This is a genomic window from Emticicia agri (assembly GCF_004168285.1).
Taxonomy (GTDB): Bacteria; Bacteroidota; Bacteroidia; order Cytophagales; family Spirosomataceae; genus Emticicia; species Emticicia agri.
The window spans coordinates 243498-265090 of sequence record NZ_SEWF01000001.1 but is presented as its reverse complement, the minus strand read 5'-3'; the positions used below and the strand labels follow the sequence as shown (position 1 = coordinate 265090).

Here is a 21593-nt window from a genome sequence, read left to right as displayed (position 1 = left end):
GCAATGCCATGTTTTAATAAGCATGGCATTGCTATTTTAAACCACAAAAGTCATGTTTAACAACTTTGTTTATCAGAACCCTGTAAAAATCCTTTTTGGTAAAGGACAAATTGCTCAGTTAGGCAAACAAATACCTAATGACGCTAAAATTTTACTGACTTATGGTGGCGGTAGTATCTTCAAAAATGGCGTATATGAGCAGGTAAAACAAGCTTTAAAAGACAGGAATATCATTGAGTTTGGAGGTATTGAAGCTAACCCGACCTATGAAACGCTGATGCAGGCGGTAGAATTAGGAAGGAGAGAAAACATTGATTATCTGTTAGCAGTAGGGGGTGGGTCTGTGCTTGACGGTACCAAGTTTATAGCTGCGGCCATTCCTTACGACGGAGAAGACGCCTGGCAATTAGTAACGGGTAAGGCAAAAGTGAAACAAGCGATTCCTATTGGTTCAGTACTTACCCTACCGGCTACCGGGTCAGAAATGAATTTTTTTGCAGTTATCAGTCGTAAGGAAACACATGAGAAGAAAGGAATGGGGCATCCATTATTGTACCCTGCCTTTTCGATTCTTGACCCTGAAACAACGTACTCATTGCCTCAGAAACAGATAGCCAATGGTATTGCCGATGCCTTTACGCATGTAATGGAGCAATACATGACCTATCCGGTTAATGCAGAGATACAAGACCGTATGGCTGAATCCGTACTTCAGACCTTAATTGCAGTAGCTCCGAAAACATTAGGAAACCCGACTGACTACGAAGCACGTGCCAATTTTATGTGGGCAGCTACTGTAGCCCTGAATGGTTTGATAAGCGTAGGCGTACCACAAGACTGGGCTACCCATGAAATAGGCCATGAACTGACGGCCGCTCATGGAATAGACCATGCTCGGACTTTGGCAGTAGTATTACCACACTTATTGAAAATCAAAAAAGAAGACAAAAGTGGTAAACTGATTCAATATGCCCAGAGAGTCTGGAATTTAAGCGGTACTAATGACGAGTTAATAGAAGGGGCTATTCAGAAAACCATTGATTTCTACGAATCTTTAGATATTCCGACTAAAGCTAATGCTTACGGCATAGGACAAGAAACTGTCGATAAAATCGTAAAGCGTTTTGAGGAGGGTAAAGTAGTATTGGGTGAGAGGCATGATATTACACCAGAGGTAGTGGGGGAAATTTTGGGGATGAGTATTGGGTGAGAGATTATTGGGAGGTTTGATAAGATATAAATATCAAACCTCTTTATATGGTAAAATGATTTAGAACATATTTGTTGAACCAGTTTGGAAAATACTCCCCATCTACTTGAATCTCTAACTCTTATCCTCCCATAATAGAGGCAATTAGCGTTAATTCTTCCCCTGTATTATCGAATAGATATACTCTGTCGCAGAGTTCAATTGTAGGAAATAAATTGTCTAAAGTTTTGGTATATCTTTCTCTGACTTTTTCTTCATTTACATTATGCCCACCTTTTTGTACTCTATTTTCTACTCTTGATATATTTACTTCAGGGTCATCAATACAAACGAAGTATAAATAAGTAGTATAGCCTAAGTTTTTCGCTTCTTTTATCTCTTCTAATTTTGAAGGATGACTCATGACTGTTTCAAAACTGAAACTTTTATTAGTTTTAAATATTTTTTCTCTAAGGAAAGAGGCAATTAAAGAGCCTGCGTAGCTGTGAGATTCATTAGATAAGTCTACAATAATATTTTCTCTGATTACTAAATTTATCGTATAATTGCTTTCTTTTGCTTTTTCGATAAGGGAAATACTACTTGGTTTTTGCAGGAAGTATTCTAACTCCTGTTGGTTAGATTTAAGGTTGTAGTTATTTAAATCAATCAGCTTTTTATTATCCAAAATTTTTTCAATCTGGTCAGCATTAATGAAGATACCTGCATTATAGTTTTTTGAGAATTTTTCAAATAAAGTACTTTTATCTGAACCATTTGGACCTGCAAATATTCTTAGTCTTTTCTTCATTTTCTGCGTAGAACCATCCCTTTCTTTAATTCTATATCTGTACCTGGTTCTCTCTCCAATTTCCTTAATACTCGTTTTTTCCCGTCAGGGGTTTTTTCAATAAGTTTATTTCCCGATATTAACTTTATTGTTAAACCTAAGGCTATTGACTCCCTTATTGCCGTACGGGAGCCTTCTAAGGCAGATTTTCTTAGTATTTCTATTTCATCATCTTTTCTTTTCCTGATAGAAGGTCTTCTCATGCGATTCATAGTTTTAAAATTTAGCTTCTTTTCTATATAACAAAATAGAGCAAAAAAAGATTAAAAAGAAAACTTAGTTTGTAATTATTCTTATAGCTCTACCTTGTCATTATGAAAACAAAACAGCCCCTTAATCAAGAGGCTGTTTGTCAATTTAATTACAATCTATTATAACGTTATTCTTTTGTCAAAAATCTTATTTCACTACTTTCATCGTACCAAACATTAATCGCCAGTGACCCGGGAATGTACATACGAATGGGTAATTCCCTACTTCGGCCGGAGCAGTGAATTTTAAACGATAAGTTTCGTTCGGATTAACTAATGGCGTAGCAGCAATTACCTGCGGAATAGCCGGTACATAAGCTTTCTCGGCGGCATCTTTTTGTGTAATCATCTTATCAGCCGCTTTGCCTATAATCTCCATGCTCTTTTGCTTCCCTATAACAATGTTATGCTGCATGGCATCAGGATTGTCAAATACCAATACCACAGGTTTACCTGCTTTTACAGTAAACTCTTTCTTATCAAACTTCATTTCTTCTTTAATAGACTTGATATTGATAACTATGGCGTCTTTATCTTCACCTTCACTACTGCTTTTCAAGCCCCATGCAACTAATAGTTTGCTCAGTCTTTCTGCATTCGTTTCAGTCAGCTTAGTATTTAAAGACGCTAAGAATTTCTGGTTATCAGCATTGACAGTACCTTTTCTACGAGGATTCCAGCCATTTGATATACCTTTTAATAAGGCTACATTTTCAGTACCGGGTAGTTTGTCCCAATATTTAAGTAGGGCTGCTACGGTATCAGCAGGCATTGCAGAAGAATAACTTCTGGCAGCTCTTTCCAAAGCAAACGTTGACAGTTTCTGTGCCTGTTGAAAAGTGATTTTCTTGCTGTAAAAGTTATTTTTCTCGTTGTTTTCTTCTATTTTATTTTCATAATCAAGAGAAACGTTGAAAGTATATTCTCCAGGTTTATCTGTAGTATAATAAAAATCACCAACCCAAGGGCCATTGGTATTTTTTGCAATAGCTACTGTTTCTCCGGCGGCTATACCTGTGTTATGGAACCAGCTCCAGGTAGTAGATTTTTGTCCTTGTCCGGTAATCTCAATTTTCAGCGCCACTGCAATGCCTTTTTTCAATGAATCTTTACCATTGTTTTTTACATCTATAAAATAACGCATACCCTCACGTACATAAGGAGAAGCTGGCTCTGCACGTAAATTGGTAACTATTAAGTCAATACCATTAGCCGGAGCAGGAAGTGCTTTAGGCGTTTCTTTAGCTGTAGATGCAGTAGTACTGCCATGATTCATTGCCGAGTGGTCATGATTCATAGGCATAGCATTGGTACTGCTGGTTAGTTTGTTCAAGTATTTTTTCAACAGAACTGATTTATGACTTGTTAAAGCAACAGCAAAAGCATCAGGCAACCAACGATCGGTACTTTCGGTAGCTTGTTCCATACGTGTTAGAAGTGCCTGTTCAGAGGCGGGTGTAAGCGGTAGTTCGCTCAAAGCTAAAATCGCATTCAACACAACGATTGGTTCTTTGCTATTCAACAGGTCGTTTTGCAGAATAACTTCTACAGAATTCTGCGTATCAGGTAAAACCTGAATGGCATTTTTCTGAACAGCCCACGATGGATGTTTCAAAGCACCAATCACAGCCTGTAATGCTTCATTATTGTTTTCGATAGCACCTAAGCCTTTCAATGCCCAGATGGCATGAGTAGCCGCAGTATTTAATCCGATTTCGTCAACCGACTGGTCTTTTACCAACGCAATCAGTGCAGGCACTACATCAGTTTTACCACGTTCTACCAATAGTCTTTGTGCATGACTTCTCCAGAACATATTGGTGTTTTTCAACGCACTGACTAATTCATCAGGACGGTCTTTGCTTAATGATAAAGGCGTATAAGCAGGGGCTTCTTTCCAGCCCACTCTATAGATACGTCCATGTGTATAATCACGTAAATCAGTTTCATAAGCATTACCTAAACCATTATCAAATCCTTTTGGCACAGGGTTATGCTGAATAATGAAGCTATACCAGTCTGCTACCCACACAGCACCGTCGGGACCTACTTCGGCAAATACCGGAGAAAACCACTCATCGGCACCTGCCATCAGGTTAAACGCTTCTTTGTCTTCGTAGTTGGTGCCTTTTTTCTCCATCAGGTTCTGGTGAAGAATATGCCCCGTTGGCTCTGCTACAAAAGCAATCTGGTTCCAGTAGTTTTTAGGATAGGCTCTTGCCGTATAGAAATTATGCCCTGCAGCGGCTGTGAAGCCTCCAAAAACGTCTACCTGTCTTACCTTTTCTGTAATAGGCTTCATGTCTTTGTGCGTATCTGTAGAACGACTACCATTATCTGTATTAAAACCCGGGGTCAGGAAGTTTTTGTGCGGAATAGCCATATACCAACCGTGTGAGTTGTTGGCAGTAGAGCCAAATACATCGCCTGCTTCGTTGAAACCCATACCCCAGGTATTGTTAGAAGTACTCGTTACCCATTCTACTTTAGAACCGTCTGGTTTGAAACGGAATAAAGCCTGCCCGAATTTTAAAGTGTCAGCCGTACCCACTTTGCCTTTGAATCCTGAATAGCCTACGCAACCCCATATCCAGTTATCAAAACCATAGTGTAAGTTCGATGGCCCTGCATGGGTATCACCTGTGCCGAATCCTGAGAATAAAATCTTCTTTTCATCTGCTTTGTCGTCTCCATCTGTATCTTTCAGGAAAATCATGTGAGGTGCCTGTGATACAATCAGACCGCCATTAGCAAATACCATTCCTGTCGGAATACTTAAACCTTCGGCAAAACGGGTAAATTTGTCTGCTTTACCGTCTTTGTTGGTATCTTCACAAATCAGAATAAAATCGCTTCCACCTGTATCTTTTCTTTCGTTCGGATAATCTTTGGTTATTAACACATACAGTCTTCCCTTTTCATCCCACGACATCGCAATCGGGTGTTGCACATTCGGTTCTGCCGCAAATAATTCCAGCGTAAAGTCAACAGGTACCTGAATATGTTTCATTGATTCTTCCGGCGAAAGCGGGAATTGTTGCAATTGCACACCCGGACGTCTTTCGTAGTTAGGCAATTTAGCTTCCCGGTATTCAAAAGGCTTAGGGTTTAAAGCCGCATGTGCCGACCTTGCGCCTTCATCAACTGCCCAGATAATACCATTATACAACAATTGTTGAAAAGCAGTATTGCTCCAGGTATTATCATCGTGTCCGTAGGCTGTATAAAACACACGGCCTTTGCCATAAGTACGTGTCCATGTATAAGGCTCAATATTTGTTTCCGGACGGTCTGCCTTCTGGTCTGCCTTAATTTCACGAACCATCAATACATTGTTATCTGCCTGTAAATGGCTATGCAGATAAGTTTCGTCATAAGCCTTGATAGTTGGTAAATCTTTTACTATCAGATGAGTAGGTAACACTACTTTTGCCTGAATAGTATCCATTTTATGACGCCAGAACTGTCCGCCTACTAATTTTACATATTCAGGTGAGTTTCGGAAACAGAATGAGGCGCAGTGAACAGGGATAATACCTTTACCCGAGGCTACATAATCTAACAATGCTTTTTCTGCCGATGGCGTAATTTCATCCCAGTTCGCATAAATCATCAAGGCATCATATTTAGCCAGATTTTTAGGATTAATGTCTTCCAGACGGTCAGTATAAGTAAAGTTGACCCCTTTGGCACCAAGGGCAGCCATCAATGTCGGAAGCCTTTCGACAGGGCGGTGATGCCCGTTATCGCCTAAGAACAGAATCTCCAGGCGGCGGGCTTTTTGGGCTTGAACGCCTTGCCAAAGCAAGACCATCAAGAGTATTAACGTTTTTTTCATGAGATTTTTAAATAGCAGAGTTTTATTACTCGTAGTGATAGGCAATTGTAGAAAAGGGAGTCTTAAAGGCAAAAGAAGTGAAATATTATTCAGCGAAATAAAACCCCACTCTCTAAATCTCTCTCCCCAACAGTGGGTAGAGAGACTTTTTTTGTCCCCTCCCCATTGTTGGGGAGGGATAGGGTGGGGTTCCTTCCAAATGAAAAGCCTTTGTGACAATCCCATATCTTATAAATTATACGTTGTGAAAGTCAGGTAAATGCATGATTTTACCACCTTGCATAGCTGATTCGTGTGCTAAAATACCTACACTTGTCCAGTTAGCCGATTGTGCTGCATTCGGGAATGGTTCACGGTCTTCAACCAAGGCCATCAGGAACTCATGTGCTAAATGCGGGTGAGAACCACCGTGCCCCGAACCTTGTGTAAACGATAAGTGATTGTTTTCGCCTAAGTCATACACACCTTTAGTCGTGAAATCCTGAATACCCTCCGGTAGCAAATGTGCATAATCTTTCACCGTTACTTTTTCAGGAATCTCGTGCTCAGGTTTTTTGGCTGTATGAATAATATGTTCTTCATGCTCAATCAATGCCCATTCAAAAGATTTTTTCGAGCCATATACTTCAAAACTTTCTCTGTATTGGCGGGCTACATCAAACAATGAACGATACACATATGCACTCAAATCGCTGTCTTTGAACTTGATATGCGCCGATTCAACGGCAAAAGGAGAATTATGAATTTGAGCCAGTTCCTCACGGATAGTACCAGAACCAAAGCAGGATACATATTCAGCTTCAAGTTTCAATAAACCAGCTACAGGCCCTACGCAGTGCGTAGCGTAGTGCATCGGAGGTAAACCAGGCCAGTAATCAGGCCAGCCGTCCATATCCTGTTGGTGGCTTGCTTTCAGAAACTGTACTTTTCCTAACTCACCTTTTTCATACAATTCTTTTACAAATAAAAATTCACGGGCATACACCACCGTTTCCATCATCATGTATTTTTTGCCTGTTTCTTTTACGGCTTTCACAATCGCCATACAGTCTTCTACCGAAGTAGCCATTGGTACTGTACAAGCTACGTGTTTGCCTGCATACAAGGCTTTCAGACTTTGCTCGGCGTGATTCGGAATAGGGGAATTGATATGTACTGCATCAACATCCGGGTCTTTGAGCAATTCGTCATAATCAGAATAGCGTTTTTCGATACCAAAGGCATCACCAATCTGATTCAGTTTTTCTACATTACGCTGACAAATGGCATACATGTTGGCATTTGGGTGGCGTTGATAAATAGGAATAAACTCGGCACCGAAGCCAAGCCCGACGATAGCAATATTGATTTTTTTTGACATGGTTTAATTGTTTGGGGTTAGCGTCAAATCCGTTAGAAACTACTTTTTCCATTAATAAGGAATACTCGGGGTGCCGGGATTTTCTGCAAGACTATTTTTTAAAAAACTAAGACTATCTTTCATTAATTGTGTTTCTGAATCAAACATTTTTCGCCAGATATTGGCTACTGCTAATTTCTGACTAAAGGCTTCTACCGATAACCAACCGTCATACTTAATTTCTTGTAATGCCTTGAAAACATCTTCCCAATTAACATTTCCTGTGCCAACGGTGCTTCGGTCGTTTTCTGAAACCTGCACATGTACCAGATGTTTCGATAGCTTTCTGATAGCATCACCCAGACTCTTTTCTTCAATATTGGCATGAAAAGTATCAAACATAATTTTACAAGCCGGATGGTCAATGTCTTCTACGAGTTTAATCAATTCATCGCTTGACGATACCAGGTAGCTTTCAAAACGATTCAGGTATTCAAGCCCTAAAGTAATACCGAAACTATCGGCATAATCGGCTAATTCTCTCAGATTATCTACTGCCCAGCGCCATTCCTGCTCGGTAGCAGGTTGGCCTGTAAACTGACCTAAAGCTGAGTGATACGGGCCATTCAGCAGATTAGCTCCTAAGACCATCGCACAATCAACAGCCAGTTTATTACGTTCTAAAGTTGCTTTTCTGATGGCTGGGTCGGGACTGATTTGATTAAAATCAGCGCCACAGATAGTTACGGCAATTCTGTCTAACTCCAACTCATCTAATTTTTCCCGCCACTTATACCAATGGGTTGGGTCTGTATCAAAAATAGGCACTTCAACCCCATCAAATCCAAGCGCTTTTATTTCTTCTAATACCGGAAAAAGACTCTCGTTAATTTCTGTTCCCCACAAAAGGAGATTCATTCCAAACTTCATGCTGATTTTCTTAAATTTTCACATTACAAAACTATCTTAAAATAGTACAAAAAAGTAAGCCTACTTTTACTAATACTGACTGTATTTTGACTTTATTTGTTTTTATCTTTAAATTTATGGTTAAAATTCAGAATAGTTCTTTATGAAACCTCTTCTCAAAAAATCGGTTGAAAGTGCGGTTTATTCTTTTACCCTGAAAGAATTAATAGAGCCACATTTTGACCCAAACTGGCATTTCCACCCGCATTATCAGCTATTTACGGTGCTGGAAGGCAGTGGTACAAGATTCATCGGAGACAATATCAGGCATTTTGAGGCTGGCGATACGGTATTTTTAGGGCCTAATATCCCACATCTATGGCAGAGCGACCGGGCATATTTTGAGCATAACCCCGATTTGATTACGCATGGAATTGTCATTTATTTTACTGAAGATTTTTTAGGGGATGATTTCTTTGAAAAAAGTGAAATGCACAACCTGAAACAACTATTGGAAAGAGGTGAGCGAGGACTGGATATATTTGGCGAAACCAAAGAGTACATCAGGTATGAATTACAGAATTTACACCATTTTGAGGGCTTTGAAAGGGTATTAAAGTTTTTGTCGATGCTTCATCAACTGGCACAATCAACCGAATACGAATACATTGCCAGTTTTGGCTATGTAAATACGCACAAGGTTTCAGAAACAGAACGGATGCAGAAAGTACATGAGTATGTGATGAAACATTTTAAAGAAGAAGTGCGATTAAGTGAACTCGCATCATTGGTGAGTATGAGCGATTCGGCTTTTTGCCGGTATTTCAAGAGCCGGACAAACAAACCTTTTTTTGATTTTATAGCGGAGATTCGTATCGGACACGCCTGTAAATTACTACATGAGGGGAATCTGAGTATCACACAGGTAGCTTATGAAAGCGGCTATAATACAATTTCAAATTTCAATCGTCAGTTTAAAGAGATTACCGGAAAAACACCGCTTTTGTATCAGAAAGAATACACCAAAGGAATACGGTAGTGCTTGCCACATAATAAAAAATTCAAAAAATACTCATTTCATGCTTGTAGATAGGGTATATTTGTAAAGGATGAGTGAAGATGATGTTTTTCTGAAAAGGGGAAAACATCATTTTTTTTTGTCTCATCGCAAAACCATCTATTATTTAACCATGAAACGACGCTCATTCCTTGGTCTGGCTGCTTCAGGTGCAGTCCTGCTTAATCAAAAGACCTTTGCCCATCACGTAAAACCCTCTAAAGTTGTGATTTTAGGCGCAGGTTTTTCGGGGCTTTCTGCCGCTCTGACGCTTTTTGAGAAGAAAATAGATTTTGTGATTTTAGAATCCTGTAACCGCATAGGTGGGCGGGTATTTACGCATAAAATTGATGAACAGGCTGATTTACGGGTAGAATTAGGTGCTGAGTGGGTAGGGGAGTCGCACGAGGAAGTGAAGAAACTCTGTGAGCGTTTCAAGATTCAGTTGAATGATAATCGTTTTGATACTGATTTGTATTTCAGAGGTAAATACAGTAAGGTAAATAAATGGGATTTTGATGCCGATTGGAAGAAAAAATTAGAAGGTTTATTGGAAGCATTCAAAAACCTGAATTCTGAACAGCAGAAACTATTTGACCGTTTGAACTGGTGGCGGTATCTGGTAAATAATGGTATCCCGGAAAATGACCTGTATTTCAGAGAATTATTGGATAGTACAGATTTTGGCGAGAGCATCAGACACGTGTCAGCCTATGCAGCCATCAGCGAATATGCGTATTCGAGCAAGAAAAATGAGATGGATCTGAAGATGGAGGGAGGCAACAGTACCTTAGCCAATAAAATTGCTGACCTGATTGGTAGAGAAAAAATACTGACTGACCACCACGTAGAGGCCATTATTCAGAAAGGTAAAAACATTACAGTCAAATGCGCCGATGGAAAAACCTTTGACGCTGATAGAGTAATATGTACGGTACCTGCTTTTGCTTTAGGGCAAATCAATTTTTCGCCAGCCTTGCCTAAGTCAAAACTGCACGCTTTAGATGCACTACAATATGCTCGCATCAATAAGTGTGTGGGTTTGTTTAGTCAACGTTTCTGGAAACGAGAAGACTTTGATATGATAACAGATACACCTGCACATTATTTTTATCATGCTACCAAAAATCAGAACCACGTGAAAGGAGCAATAACCTCTTATAGCATTGGTGAAAAAGCTGATATGTTTGGCTGGCATGGCGACGACTACCGCAGACAAACCATCATAGATTCTATCAGACCTGTGGGCGATGCCCGTAATTACCTGCAAAAAGTAGTAAATTATAACTGGGGACAAGACCGTTATTCAAAAGGTGCTTATGCCATCTATGCCACAGGACAATGGTTTACGATACAACCAGAATTAAAAAAGCCCCACCTGAATGTACATTTTGCAGGCGAACATCTGGCCGAATGGCAGGGCTTTATGGAAGGGGCTATTGTATCGGGTCGTGATGCGGCTTTAGAGGCTATCTAAACGGCATTTGTCCGGCCGCCGTCAACCGGAATACTCACGCCATTGACCGACCCTGCTGCAGGGGAACATAAAAACGCAATCACTGCACCTGTTTCTTCGGGAGCCGTAAAGCGGCCAATGGGAATATCTTTCAGCAGGTCTTTTTCAATGGCTTCAATACTTTTATTAGTTGCTTTGGCTCTGGTTTCGTTGATTTTTTCTAACCGTGCTGTAGTGGTATAGCCGGGTAATACGTTGTTGGTAGTAATGCCATATTTCCCCAATTCATTGGCCATCGATTTTGCCCAGTTACCCATTGCTCCACGAATGGTATTTGAGACTCCTAAGCCAATAATCGGCTGTTTCATGCCTACTGAAGTAATATTTACAATCCGACCAAAGCCTGCATTTTTCATGCTCGGTACTACGGCTTGAGTCAACAATTGTGCGGCTACTACATGCTCATTAAAAGTTTGAGTAAACTGTGCAGCATCAGCTTCTATGATAGCACCACCCGAAGGACCACCTGTATTATTAATTAGCATATGTACTTCGGGATATTTAGCTAAATATCGGTCAATTTTAGGTTTTATCTGCGCAGTTTTAGAAAAATCAATTATCAGATAGCGATGTTTCTGATTTTTCTTTCGGGGTAGTTCTTTTACTACCTCTTTCAATTTATCTTCGTTGCGTGCTATCAATGTAACATTGGCTCCTAATAAAGCTAATTCTATAGCCGTTGCCTTGCCTATCCCTTGTGTACTGCCGCAAACCAATGCGGTTTTGCCTGTTAAATCCAGATTCATGCGTATGTGTTTTTTGGGCAAAGGTATGGAATTACGCCCCTAACCGCAACGGCGGACCGCCCCTAAAGGGGGACTTTAAAAAATACTCTGCTCATGCGTAAGCAACTCCCCTAAAGGGCAGGCTTGATTGGTTCTAATTTTAACCGAAAAACCGCAAAATTTTAAATGTAAAATGTAAAAGTAAAGCGTAAAAAAACGCAATATTAGTTGGCAAAAAGTAACTTTTACATTTTTCAGTTTTTCTGTTTTACATTTTTCTGTTCACTTTTTTTAGAACCAATCAAGCCTGCCCTTTAGGGGTTGGGGGTTAAGTTCTTCACTGGATTCTTTAGTGCCACTTTGATGCTTTGATAGCTTACAGTCAGTAAAGTAACCACAAGTGCTCCTAAACCAGACAGTGCAAATATCCACCACGAAAGTTCTGTCCTATAGGCGTATTTCTGTAACCAGTTATCTAAAAAGAAATAGGCAATGGGAATAGCTATGAAAAAGGAAATAATAATTAACCTGACAAAATCTTTGGATAGTAAGCCTAATAAGTTCAGTACTGATGCACCCAATACTTTTCTGATACCAATTTCTTTAGTACGTTGTTCTGCCATGAATGAAGCCAAACCAAATAACCCGAGACATGAAATGAGAATAGCTAAAACAGAAAAGAAATAAGCTAATTTCCCAATTCGTTCTTCGTTGGCAAACTTATGGGCATATTCTTCATTGATAAATTTATATTCAAAGGGTACAGCAGGGGCTATTTTGTTAAAAATTTCCTGTATTTGTGATAGTGCCTGATGAGTGCTGGTTTGGGGGTTAATTTTTATTAGGATAAATCGTTTATTGCCCTGCAAGGAGAAAATAGCCGGACGGACTTTCTCAAAAGGAGACGCCATCACCATGTCTTTTACTACACCTAAAATAACATAATTTCCTTTATGCCAATGTGTTGAACGAACTACCTCACCCACCGGATTTTGTAAACCCATCAGTTTTACGGCTGATTCGTTCACGATAATTCCTGAAGAATTACTCGAAAATTTTCGGGAGAAATCCCGCCCGGCTATAAATTGCCAGCCTACCGTTTTACCGTATTCATACGATACTCTTAATGTACCAAAATCATCTTTCATGCCCGTGGTTTTTCCCTTCCAATCAAAACCTGTGTTATTAGACCCCTGACTTGTGAGTTCGCTACCTGATTCAGCTACTTCCACCACTGCACCGCTTCTTATCAGTTCGTTACGCAATACGGATTCTTTACCTTGAAAACCATTTTTTGGAAAGCTTAATAAACCCTCAGTATTATAACCCACAGGGCGATTTTTAGCCATTTGTAATTGTCGGTAAACAATGCTTGTGCCGATAATCAGCGTGATAGAAATGGTAAATTGTACTACTACCAATAATTTGCGGGATATTAAAGCAGCACGTCCTCCATGAAATACCCCTTTTAAGGTTTTGATTGGTTGTAAGGATGATAAATAAAATGCAGGGTAAAGTCCGGCCAATATAGCCGTAAGTAAGGTAAAAGTTAGACTTAATAACCAGAATAAGGGCTTCGCCCATAAAATGGCTATCTCTTTATCGGCTACGTTGTTAAACCAAGGTAAAATAAGAAATACCAGGCCAACGCTTAAAACAAGGGCAAAGCCTGTAATCAATAGGGTTTCGCTTAAAAATTGAATGGCTAATTGAGCACGCAATGAACCCATTGCTTTGCGGATACCTACTTCTTTGGCTCGTTTTTCGGAGCGGGCAGTAGAAAGATTGGTGAAATTAATGCAGGCAAGTAGTAACACAAATAAGCCGATAGTAGCATAGAAAATAATATATTTGAACGCTTCACTCGTAATATTTACGCCATTTTCAAAATTGGAATACAAATGCCATTTTGCCATCGGATGCAAGAAGACTTCGGGCTTTTGTTTTGCTTTTTCTGCATTCAGGTGAGGCAGCATCGTATTTTTTATTTTTGCTGATACCTGTTCAAATGTTTGATTAGGGGCAATTTGCACATAAATCGGAAAAGAGTTGTCTCCCCAGTTGTCTCTTGCAGCATTGGCCCATTCATTAAAAGTAAGATAAAGCTCAAAAGGAGCAATGTATGAGATACCTCTGAATTCTGAATTAGTAGGGAAATCCTGATAGACGCCCGTTACTTTAGTATTAACCTGCGTATCAATGGTTACAACTTTATTGATAGGATTTGTATTGCCGAAGAGTTTTTTTGCCAATGTTTCAGACAATAGAATTGTATGTATTTCCTGAAGCCCGGCCCGGCTACCCTGAAGCATATGTAAGGTCAATAATTCAGGTGCTCCGGCTTGCATGAACCGACCTGCTTGTGTGAATTTTTTATCAGCGCTGGCTATAATATAATTTACCGGATTTGTTGAAATAACTACATGAGTAAAAGCATCTTTATAAGCATCACGGAGTTTGTTACCTAAAGGCATAGGACTTGATTGCCCACCTGTTTCTTTTCTTCCGTTATACCAATCATGACGCATTACCTGCCCGATACGGTCGTAGTTCTGATGCGATTGATTAAAGGTAAGTTCGTCATGTATCCAAAAAGCTATCAGTATGGCTACTGCTATGCCTATGGCAAGGCCACCGATATTAATAAAAGAATAACTTTTGTTTTTGGTAAGGTTACGCCAAGCAATGGTAAAGTAGTTTTGTAGCATAGTCGTAATTGATAATTGAGAGGTTCAAAGCAAAGACGACTACGTGTGGCAAACATTACACGTTTTTACTTTTATTTACGGTTTGTTCTTTATTTCATTCAATACCTTTTCTATTTCACCTTTTACATCAGGGTCAACTTTGTCTTTATTTAGTTCCAGTAAGTTAATGGCTTTTTGTTTTTGCTGATTGGCATGATAGGCTTTGGCTAAGGCAATAATTATTAAATGATTTTCAGGATAAGCCTTTAGCAAGGCTTCAAAATAAATTACTGCATCTTTAGGCTTGTTATCATTCGTTAATTTCTCTCCGATTTTTATCAGGTTATTATAATTGATATAGGTCAGTTCATAAGCCTCATAGGCTTTTTCTGTCTTAATATAATTTTCAAAACGAACCATTGCTTTCTTCACACCCACAGACTGAATCAGAGAGTCAAGGTAAGTAGTTATTTGTTTTTTGTTTACATTAAGTGGTTTTACTCCTGCTAATACCTTTTTCAGATAGTCAGTAGAGTTGACGTAGGTAATGCGTTCGCCTGTTTTCACATCTAATTGGCCGTTAGAAAAAATGCCAATTAACCGCCCATTTTCATCTAAGATTGGTGAGCCACTTGCTCCACCCAAAAAAGATCTCCTTATAGCAGGGTCATTAAACTTTACAAAGAGTGTATTTCCTGCTTTTTTACTGATGTATCCGTCTGCGGTTAATGTGTTATCAAAGCGGTAAGGATTGCCTCAGATAGACTTTATCGCCCACTTTTACAGGCTCATTTCTTAATTTAACAGGCTGAATATTTGGCGAAACGTACTTTGTACTAAATACTAACCAATCCCGTTGAAGCACGCCATTTTCAGGGCCATCAAAAAGTTTCTCAGTTAAATCTTCATTAATCAATCGGTCGATAATAACAGAATCCTCCGGCTGGTGCTTAGGGTACATTTTCCAGATTTTCAGGTGGTCGTTGATATAGACTTTGTCAGAAGTTTTATTTCTTGCTACCCAGATAATGTGCTTGGCAGTAATGGCCAGAGTATCTGTTCCGGTATCTAACAAAAAACTACTGGCAGCATAGGTAATGGTCGGGTCTTCGTATTTGTTGCCATTTTTATAAGTAACATCGTTTACTAAGGCAATATGTGGCCATTGGTTTTTAGGTTTCATTATCCATGACTCCTTTATTTGACCAAAGCTAAAGAGTGGCAAAAAGTAGAAAATGATAAGTGTCTTTTTCATCATCTGCTATTTAAAGGCTTTTATTAAACACCAAAGTCATGGTAAGTTTAATATTATTCGGAATTAAATCGTCTTTCATCTGGGCTAAAAAGTTATAAGATTTATACGTGATGCCCCACAAAGTGCGGTCAATTGTAACGGTCGCCTGTGCCTTTAATTGAGTACCATCTGTACTAATAATAGCAGGGAAAGTAATCACATTACTGATACTTTTCAAGGTCAGATTGCCTGTAATAGTATATTCATTAGGCTTAGTAGTAGGAATAATTTTTGTGATAATAAAAGTAGCAATTGGGAAGCGCATAGTTGAGAAAAAATCATCAGAGTGTAAATGTTCTACTACACCTTTATTAGTTTCTCCGGTTTTGGGATTAACACTATTGATGCTTTTCATGTTTAGCACAAACTTGCCTCCTTTTGCTTTTCCGGCGGCGGAAGTAACCAAAGTACCAGAAGTTAATTGTATAGTTCCTTCATGAGGCTTCCCTGTAAATGGAACATCCTGCCAGATTAGCTGACTTTCTTTATTGATTACCTCGTAGGTAATATCAGCCGCAGGTTTTACTTGTGAAAATGCAGTAAATGAAAGCAGAGATAAGATTAAAGATAGCTTTTTCATTGATAATGTAGGTTTAAGCACATATCCGCTTCAAATTTGTTCAGGTTTGAAGCGGATGGTTTTTATTTAACTAAAATTTCATTGTGTGGCAACGCATATTGTTTGTCTAAGGTAAGCAATACAATCTGGTCGCCTTTTTTGCATTGCGATAGTACTTTCTGTACATCTACTTTCATAAAATCTTCTCTTGAAAATAGCGTGATGGTCTTGGTATCTTTTTCCTTGATAGCCACTTTGAAAGGTATTTTATCTACTGCTTTGCTTTCAGTAGGAGATAAATCAACGGTATTCACGGTTAATTCTCCGGTAGCATTCAAAGAAATTTCATTTTTGTAACCCTCATTGGTGTACTTGTCCACCACCATTTTATTGCCTAAAAAGGCGGCTGAACAGATATGCTGGCTAAAACCAACTTGCGAGAACGCACAACAGAAAAATGCGACTGCGATAAGTTTTTTCATCATTGTTTATGATTTTAAAATTGAACGATGAGCCAAATGTAAAAGAGACAAAAAGGGCAGAAGTAAAATGAATGTAAAAAAGTGTAAATTGCGTGTAACTCTGGTAATTTTAAGATAGTTTTACTATAATTTTGTCAGATATATGAAACCTAAAATTTATATCATTTGCCTCGCTGTATTTTCAGCAATTGCGCTTTCGGCAGGAACACTTAGCGTTGATGACTCGCAGGAGTTTTTAGAGAAACGAACTGTGTTGGTGGTGCGTGAAATCGGGCACCAATTGTTACAGCATGCCGGAGATTTTACTTCGAGGGTATTGCCTGTAAAAAAGATTGATAAAAACACTTTTCAGTTAGAATTTCAGAGCAAGTTTGCCTTTGTGCCTGATAGTCTGGTAAAAATTGTTCATCAGCGGCTCAGTTCAGCCAATCTCCCTCCCGATTACATGGTAAACGTATATAACTGCGTTAGCCCTGAAATTGTATTTGGTTACGAGATTCGTAGCAAAAACAGTAATGTGATGGCATGTATGGGCAGGCCACAAATCAAAGATCGTTACCGGATTCAGATTCAGTTTACAGGAGGGTATCAGGCGTCAAACACGATGAATCTCTGGTGGGCTGTCGGATTTGTTCTGGCAGGTGGTACACTTTTTTCATTATTCAATAAAAAATTATTGAAGAAAAAAAGTGAGCCTGACCCTGTTAAACCAACTATTGAAGATGCTCCTTCTATCGGTATCGGCAAGTATGCTTTTTATCCGGATAGGGCTTTATTAAAACAAGGTCAAGAACAGGTGGAATTGTCTGATAAAGAAGCAAAATTGCTGGGCATATTTGCAACAAATCAGAATCAGGTAATAGAGCGGGACAGACTTTTAAAGGAGGTCTGGGAAGATGAAGGGGTGTTTGTAGTAGGCAGAAGTTTAGATGTTTTTGTTTCTAAACTCAGAAAAAAACTACAGGGAGACGAATCCATCAGGATTACGAGTATTCATGGGAAGGGCTATAAGTTAGAGGTAGTTGCTTGATAATAAGACAAGAAAATCATAATTATTTCTTTAAACAGGGCTTTTAATTGTTAAGCAATTGCGAATTTCGTGTAAATTTTTCCATTCGTATACCTAATTCTTCCTTCCATAGTATTTTTCGTTTTCTGGTAATATTATTATATTTTTCTTGCTAAAATTCGTAACTTTACGAAATTATGGAGAACTATACAATTGAGCTACTACAATGCCTGTAAAATCCTTTTTATAGGTTTTTTAAAAAGCAAATCACGCTTATGGAAGAAGAAATAATAGAAATAGAGAGATATTCTGAAAAAGAAAAATATGCGGTCTTTGATAAGGAGTTTATGCCACACATTGACTCGATGTATAACTTTGCTTTTCGCTTAACAAATGATGAAGACGATGCCAACGACCTCGTGCAGGATACATATCTGAAAGCATTTCGGTTTATCAATTCATTTGAACGTGGAACTAATGCCAAAGCATGGTTGTTTAGAATCTTGAAAAACAGTTTCATTAACGACTATCGCAAGAAAAGTAAAGAACCATCAAAGGTTGATTATCAGGACGTTGAGACTACGTACAATTCGGTAGAAGATGCCGAAATGGATGCAACAACCGACTTGCGCACGGAGACTGTTCAGGATATGATTGGCGATGAGGTTGCCAATGCGTTGAACAGCTTGCCGGTTGATTTTCGTACGGTAATTATCCTTTGTGATATTGAGGGATTCACTTACGAAGAAATGGCAAAGATATTGGATATCCCTATCGGAACGGTACGGTCGAGGTTGCACAGAGCAAGAAATTTGTTGAAAGAGAAGCTGAAAAGCTATGCTTCATCAATGGGTTATAAAACCGATGAAATGGCAGAGCAGGATTAAGCTAATGGGTCTTAATAAGACTTTTAAATAGAAAATATTTTACTAACGCTATATGCTTGTGGTTGAAAAATCAGGGGCATCATTAACAACAAACATTAATAGAGAGGGAAGTAGATTAATGTCCCCTAAACATTATACCAATGAAAGAAAGGTGTGAAAATCATCAGAAGTGTATGCAGATGATACAGGCTGTACTTGATGGATCGGCGTCTGCCGCCGAGGTAGAGCATTTTAAGTTACATATGGACGATTGCCTGCCTTGCATAGAGGGTTATAAACTGGAGAAAAGCATCAAAGATGCACTTCAGGTGAAAATGGAGAAAAAATGCTGTCCACAATCGACAGTAGTAGATATAAGAGCAAAAATTGGTTTCGGACTGGTATTGTTAGGGTTTGTAGTGGCAGAAGTAAAACTGTATCATTTGTTGTTTAGTTGTTGATTTCACTATCTTTGCAAGATATTCAGCCATCAGGTTTTTAAACTTGATGGCTTTTTTTAATAAGTTATTGTAGCTACCCACCTTGCTCAGGCAAGGTTATAAATCATTCTCAATGAAAGGTAAAGCCATTATTTTTTGCGCTCCCTCGGGTTCGGGAAAAACAACCATCGTTAAGCATCTGCTTAATAAATATAATGCAAATCTGGGATTTTCTATTTCGGCTTGTACCCGTGACAAACGTGGTCGTAACGAAGAAAACGGAAAAGACTATTATTTTCTGAGTATCCACGATTTTAAAGAAAGAATAGACAACGAGGAGTTTATTGAGTGGCAGGAGGTTTATCCCGGAGCCTATTATGGAACGTTAAAGTCGGAAATTGAAAGGCTATGGGCAGAAGGAAAAAATGTAATTTTTGATGTGGATGTAAAAGGTGGCGTGAATCTGAAGAATTACTTTGGTGATAACGCACTGGCTATTTATGTAAAAGTGCCTTCAATGGAAGAATTAGAAAAGCGATTGAGAAACAGGGGAACAGATAGTGAAGACAGCATTTCGAGACGCTTGTATAAAATGAAATTTGAAATGGAGTTTCAGAACAGATTCGATGTGATTTTATTGAATGATGACATTGAAACATCGTGGCAAAAGGCAGAAGAACTCTATGAACGTTTTGTAAGAGATGAATTGAAGATTGAGAAGAAGCCTTTAGAGGTTTAAATAGTTATTGAAACAAGAGCATTAAAAAGCGTGTCATCCCTATACTCGTCCGTAGAAGGGGATGGCACGCTTATTTTTTGGTTTGAACACCGTATAAAGCAATAAATAATATACTTTATACTACTCAAAGTAAGCGTGCCACGGCCTTACTCGGACGAGTAGTAGCCGTGGCACGCTGGTTATTAATGTAAAAAGTGTCTTACACCGGTCAATACCATAGCAACACCATTCTTATTGCAGAAATCAATTGAATCCTGGTCACGGATAGAGCCTCCCGGCTGAACGACCGCAGTGATACCTGCTTCGTGAGCAATCTCTACACAATCAGGAAAAGGAAAGAATGCTTCTGATGCCATAGCTGCGCCTTTTAAATCAAATCCGAATGTATTGGCTTTTTCTATGGCTTGTTTCAAGGCATCTACACGTGAGGTCTGGCCTACACCACAAGCCAATAATTGTCCGTCTTTTGCCAAAACCACGTTATTCGATTTCAGGTGTTTACATATTTTCAGAGCAAATTCCAAGGCTTTTACTTCAGCTTCGGTAGGTGCTTTTTCGGTAGCCAATTTAAAGTCTTTGCCTGTTTCAATGGTATTGTCTTTATCTTGTTCCAATACCCCGTTCAAAAGCGTACGGAATTGTTTTTTGCTCACCTCAACGGGTTTTCTGATTAATAGACGGCGGTCTTTTTTCTTTTTCAGAATGTTGAGGGCTTCTTCATCAAAAGATGGCGCAATCAGTATCTCAAAGAAAAGTTTATGCAATTCTTCGGCAGTAGCCACATCAACATGGGTATTAGTGATAATTACACCTCCAAAAGCCGAAACAGGGTCGCAGGCCAGTGCATTTACATACGCTTCTTTAGCGGTTGGCGCAGAGGCTACACCACAGGCATTGTTGTGTTTGATAATGACAAAAGATGTTTCTTCAAATTCATCAATCAATCTTACACAGGCTTCAACATCCATTAAGTTATTATAAGATAACTCTTTGCCATGAATCTGTTCGAACATCTTATCTAAATCGCCATAAAAAGTAGCCGCTTGATGGGGATTTTCACCATAGCGAAGTACCTTTTGCGGTAATGCTGCAAAGTTTTGTGTCTGGGTATATACATCGCCACTAAAATAGGCGTGAATAGCAGTATCGTATTGCGAACTCATGCCAAAGCCTTCCATCGCATAGCGACGGCGGTCTTCCAGGTCAGTTGCACAGCCTTTGCTTTGTAATATTTCAAATACATCATCGTATTGGTTACGAGAAGAGACAATCAGCACATCGTTGAAGTTTTTAGCTGCGCCACGAATCAGTGAAATACCTCCGATATCTATTTTCTCAATAATGTCTTCTTCGCTTGCACCCGAAGCAACGGTTTCCTTGAAAGGATATAAGTCCACAATCACTAAATCAATAGACGGAATTTCAAACTGAGCGGCAGTTTGTATATCTCCTTCATTATCTCTACGGTACAAGATACCACCAAAAACTTTAGGGTGAAGTGTTTTTACTCGTCCGCCAAAGATTGACGGGTAACTGGTGAGATCTTCTACTGCTGTAACTGGAATGCCTAATTCTTCAATGAAACTTTGGGTACCGCCAGTTGAGAAAATCTGCACATTGTGCGCATGAAGAAGTTTAACTATTTTATCTAAGCCGTCTTTGTAATAAACCGAAATAAGAGCCGATTGTATTGTCTTAGTCATTTTGGAATGATTTTTGCAATGTATTATACGTTATTCTAAAGGTATCGTGCCAAACTTATAGAATGTCTGGCAAAAAACGAGAGTGCAAAATTACTGCTTTTTTGGAATACGACAGCATTTTTCGAAAAACATTAGAAAAT

General features: G+C 39.0%; 19 protein-coding genes. 7 read left to right on the top strand and 12 right to left on the bottom strand.

Translation table 11 applies throughout. The annotated features are described in order from the left end of the window. Positions 1-52 precede the first annotated feature (52 nt). The gene (locus tag EWM59_RS01030; RefSeq protein ID WP_130019080.1) at positions 53-1210 is read left to right on the top strand and encodes an iron-containing alcohol dehydrogenase; all 1158 of its coding nucleotides are present in this window, start codon (positions 53-55) and stop codon (positions 1208-1210) included. 121 nt (positions 1211-1331) lie between these two features. Here EWM59_RS01030 and EWM59_RS01025 read toward each other — a convergent pair whose 3' ends face one another. From EWM59_RS01025 to EWM59_RS01005, 5 genes are all read right to left on the bottom strand, one after another. Next, positions 1332-2000: an ATPase gene (locus tag EWM59_RS01025; RefSeq protein ID WP_207219924.1), complete on the bottom strand. Its 669-nt coding sequence runs from the start codon at positions 1998-2000 to the stop codon at positions 1332-1334. After that, positions 1997-2242, bottom strand: coding sequence for a hypothetical protein (locus EWM59_RS01020; RefSeq protein ID WP_130019079.1), 246 nt, complete (start codon positions 2240-2242; stop codon positions 1997-1999). The genes EWM59_RS01025 and EWM59_RS01020 overlap by 4 nt, the downstream gene beginning before the upstream one ends. 196 nt (positions 2243-2438) lie before the next feature. Then, a complete protein-coding gene (locus EWM59_RS01015) occupies positions 2439-6104 on the bottom strand; it encodes a PVC-type heme-binding CxxCH protein (protein ID WP_445447090.1) in 3666 nt (1221 codons plus the stop codon). 259 nt (positions 6105-6363) lie between these two features. Further along, entirely contained in the window at positions 6364-7488 is a 1125-nt protein-coding gene (locus EWM59_RS01010) for a Gfo/Idh/MocA family protein (RefSeq protein WP_130019077.1), read from the bottom strand. A gap of 51 nt (positions 7489-7539) precedes the next feature. Further along, positions 7540-8397 (bottom strand): sugar phosphate isomerase/epimerase family protein, encoded by an 858-nt coding sequence (locus EWM59_RS01005; protein WP_130019076.1) that lies wholly within the window; start codon positions 8395-8397, stop codon positions 7540-7542. Between the two features lie 142 nt (positions 8398-8539). Between EWM59_RS01005 and EWM59_RS01000 the strand changes: the two genes are divergently transcribed. Both EWM59_RS01000 and EWM59_RS00995 read left to right on the top strand, forming a co-directional pair. Beyond that, positions 8540-9415: an AraC family transcriptional regulator gene (locus EWM59_RS01000; protein WP_130019075.1), complete on the top strand. Its 876-nt coding sequence runs from the start codon at positions 8540-8542 to the stop codon at positions 9413-9415. A gap of 151 nt (positions 9416-9566) precedes the next feature. Further along, positions 9567-10910, top strand: a complete 1344-nt coding sequence (locus EWM59_RS00995; protein WP_130019074.1) for a flavin monoamine oxidase family protein — start codon at positions 9567-9569, stop codon at positions 10908-10910. Here the strand turns inward: EWM59_RS00995 and EWM59_RS00990 are convergent. The 6 genes from EWM59_RS00990 to EWM59_RS00965 all read right to left on the bottom strand — a co-directional run bounded on the left by EWM59_RS00990 (position 10907) and on the right by EWM59_RS00965 (position 16699). Beyond that, positions 10907-11695, bottom strand: a complete 789-nt coding sequence (locus EWM59_RS00990) for an SDR family oxidoreductase (protein ID WP_130019073.1) — start codon at positions 11693-11695, stop codon at positions 10907-10909. The two genes, EWM59_RS00995 and EWM59_RS00990, sit on opposite strands and share 4 nt — an antisense overlap. A gap of 293 nt (positions 11696-11988) precedes the next feature. Further along, positions 11989-14382, bottom strand: a complete 2394-nt coding sequence (locus tag EWM59_RS00985) for an ABC transporter permease (RefSeq protein WP_130019072.1) — start codon at positions 14380-14382, stop codon at positions 11989-11991. Positions 14383-14457: 75 nt separating this feature from the next. Continuing rightward, a complete protein-coding gene (locus EWM59_RS00980) occupies positions 14458-15006 on the bottom strand; it encodes a tetratricopeptide repeat protein (RefSeq protein ID WP_130019071.1) in 549 nt (182 codons plus the stop codon). A 91-nt stretch (positions 15007-15097) separates the two neighbouring features. Beyond that, positions 15098-15619, bottom strand: coding sequence for a hypothetical protein (locus EWM59_RS00975; protein WP_165372074.1), 522 nt, complete (start codon positions 15617-15619; stop codon positions 15098-15100). 7 nt (positions 15620-15626) lie between these two features. Continuing rightward, positions 15627-16235 (bottom strand): YceI family protein, encoded by a 609-nt coding sequence (locus EWM59_RS00970; protein WP_130019069.1) that lies wholly within the window; start codon positions 16233-16235, stop codon positions 15627-15629. A gap of 62 nt (positions 16236-16297) precedes the next feature. After that, positions 16298-16699, bottom strand: a complete 402-nt coding sequence (locus EWM59_RS00965; RefSeq protein ID WP_229239247.1) for a hypothetical protein — start codon at positions 16697-16699, stop codon at positions 16298-16300. A 139-nt stretch (positions 16700-16838) separates the two neighbouring features. On the opposite strand from EWM59_RS00965, the gene EWM59_RS00960 reads away from it, so the two are divergent. From EWM59_RS00960 to gmk, 4 genes are all read left to right on the top strand, one after another. Beyond that, positions 16839-17726 (top strand): winged helix-turn-helix domain-containing protein, encoded by an 888-nt coding sequence (locus tag EWM59_RS00960; protein ID WP_130019068.1) that lies wholly within the window; start codon positions 16839-16841, stop codon positions 17724-17726. A gap of 254 nt (positions 17727-17980) precedes the next feature. Then, entirely contained in the window at positions 17981-18592 is a 612-nt protein-coding gene (locus tag EWM59_RS00955; RefSeq protein WP_101728108.1) for a sigma-70 family RNA polymerase sigma factor, read from the top strand. 140 nt (positions 18593-18732) lie between these two features. Then, positions 18733-19032 carry a hypothetical protein gene (locus EWM59_RS00950; protein WP_130019067.1) on the top strand — a complete coding sequence of 100 codons (300 nt, stop codon included), beginning with the start codon at positions 18733-18735 and terminating at the stop codon, positions 19030-19032. A 112-nt stretch (positions 19033-19144) separates the two neighbouring features. Beyond that, positions 19145-19750 (top strand): guanylate kinase, encoded by a 606-nt coding sequence (gene gmk / locus EWM59_RS00945; RefSeq protein ID WP_130019066.1) that lies wholly within the window; start codon positions 19145-19147, stop codon positions 19748-19750. 182 nt (positions 19751-19932) lie between these two features. Here gmk and purH read toward each other — a convergent pair whose 3' ends face one another. Further along, positions 19933-21453: a bifunctional phosphoribosylaminoimidazolecarboxamide formyltransferase/IMP cyclohydrolase gene (gene purH, locus EWM59_RS00940; RefSeq protein WP_130019065.1), complete on the bottom strand. Its 1521-nt coding sequence runs from the start codon at positions 21451-21453 to the stop codon at positions 19933-19935. Positions 21454-21593 lie beyond the last annotated feature (140 nt).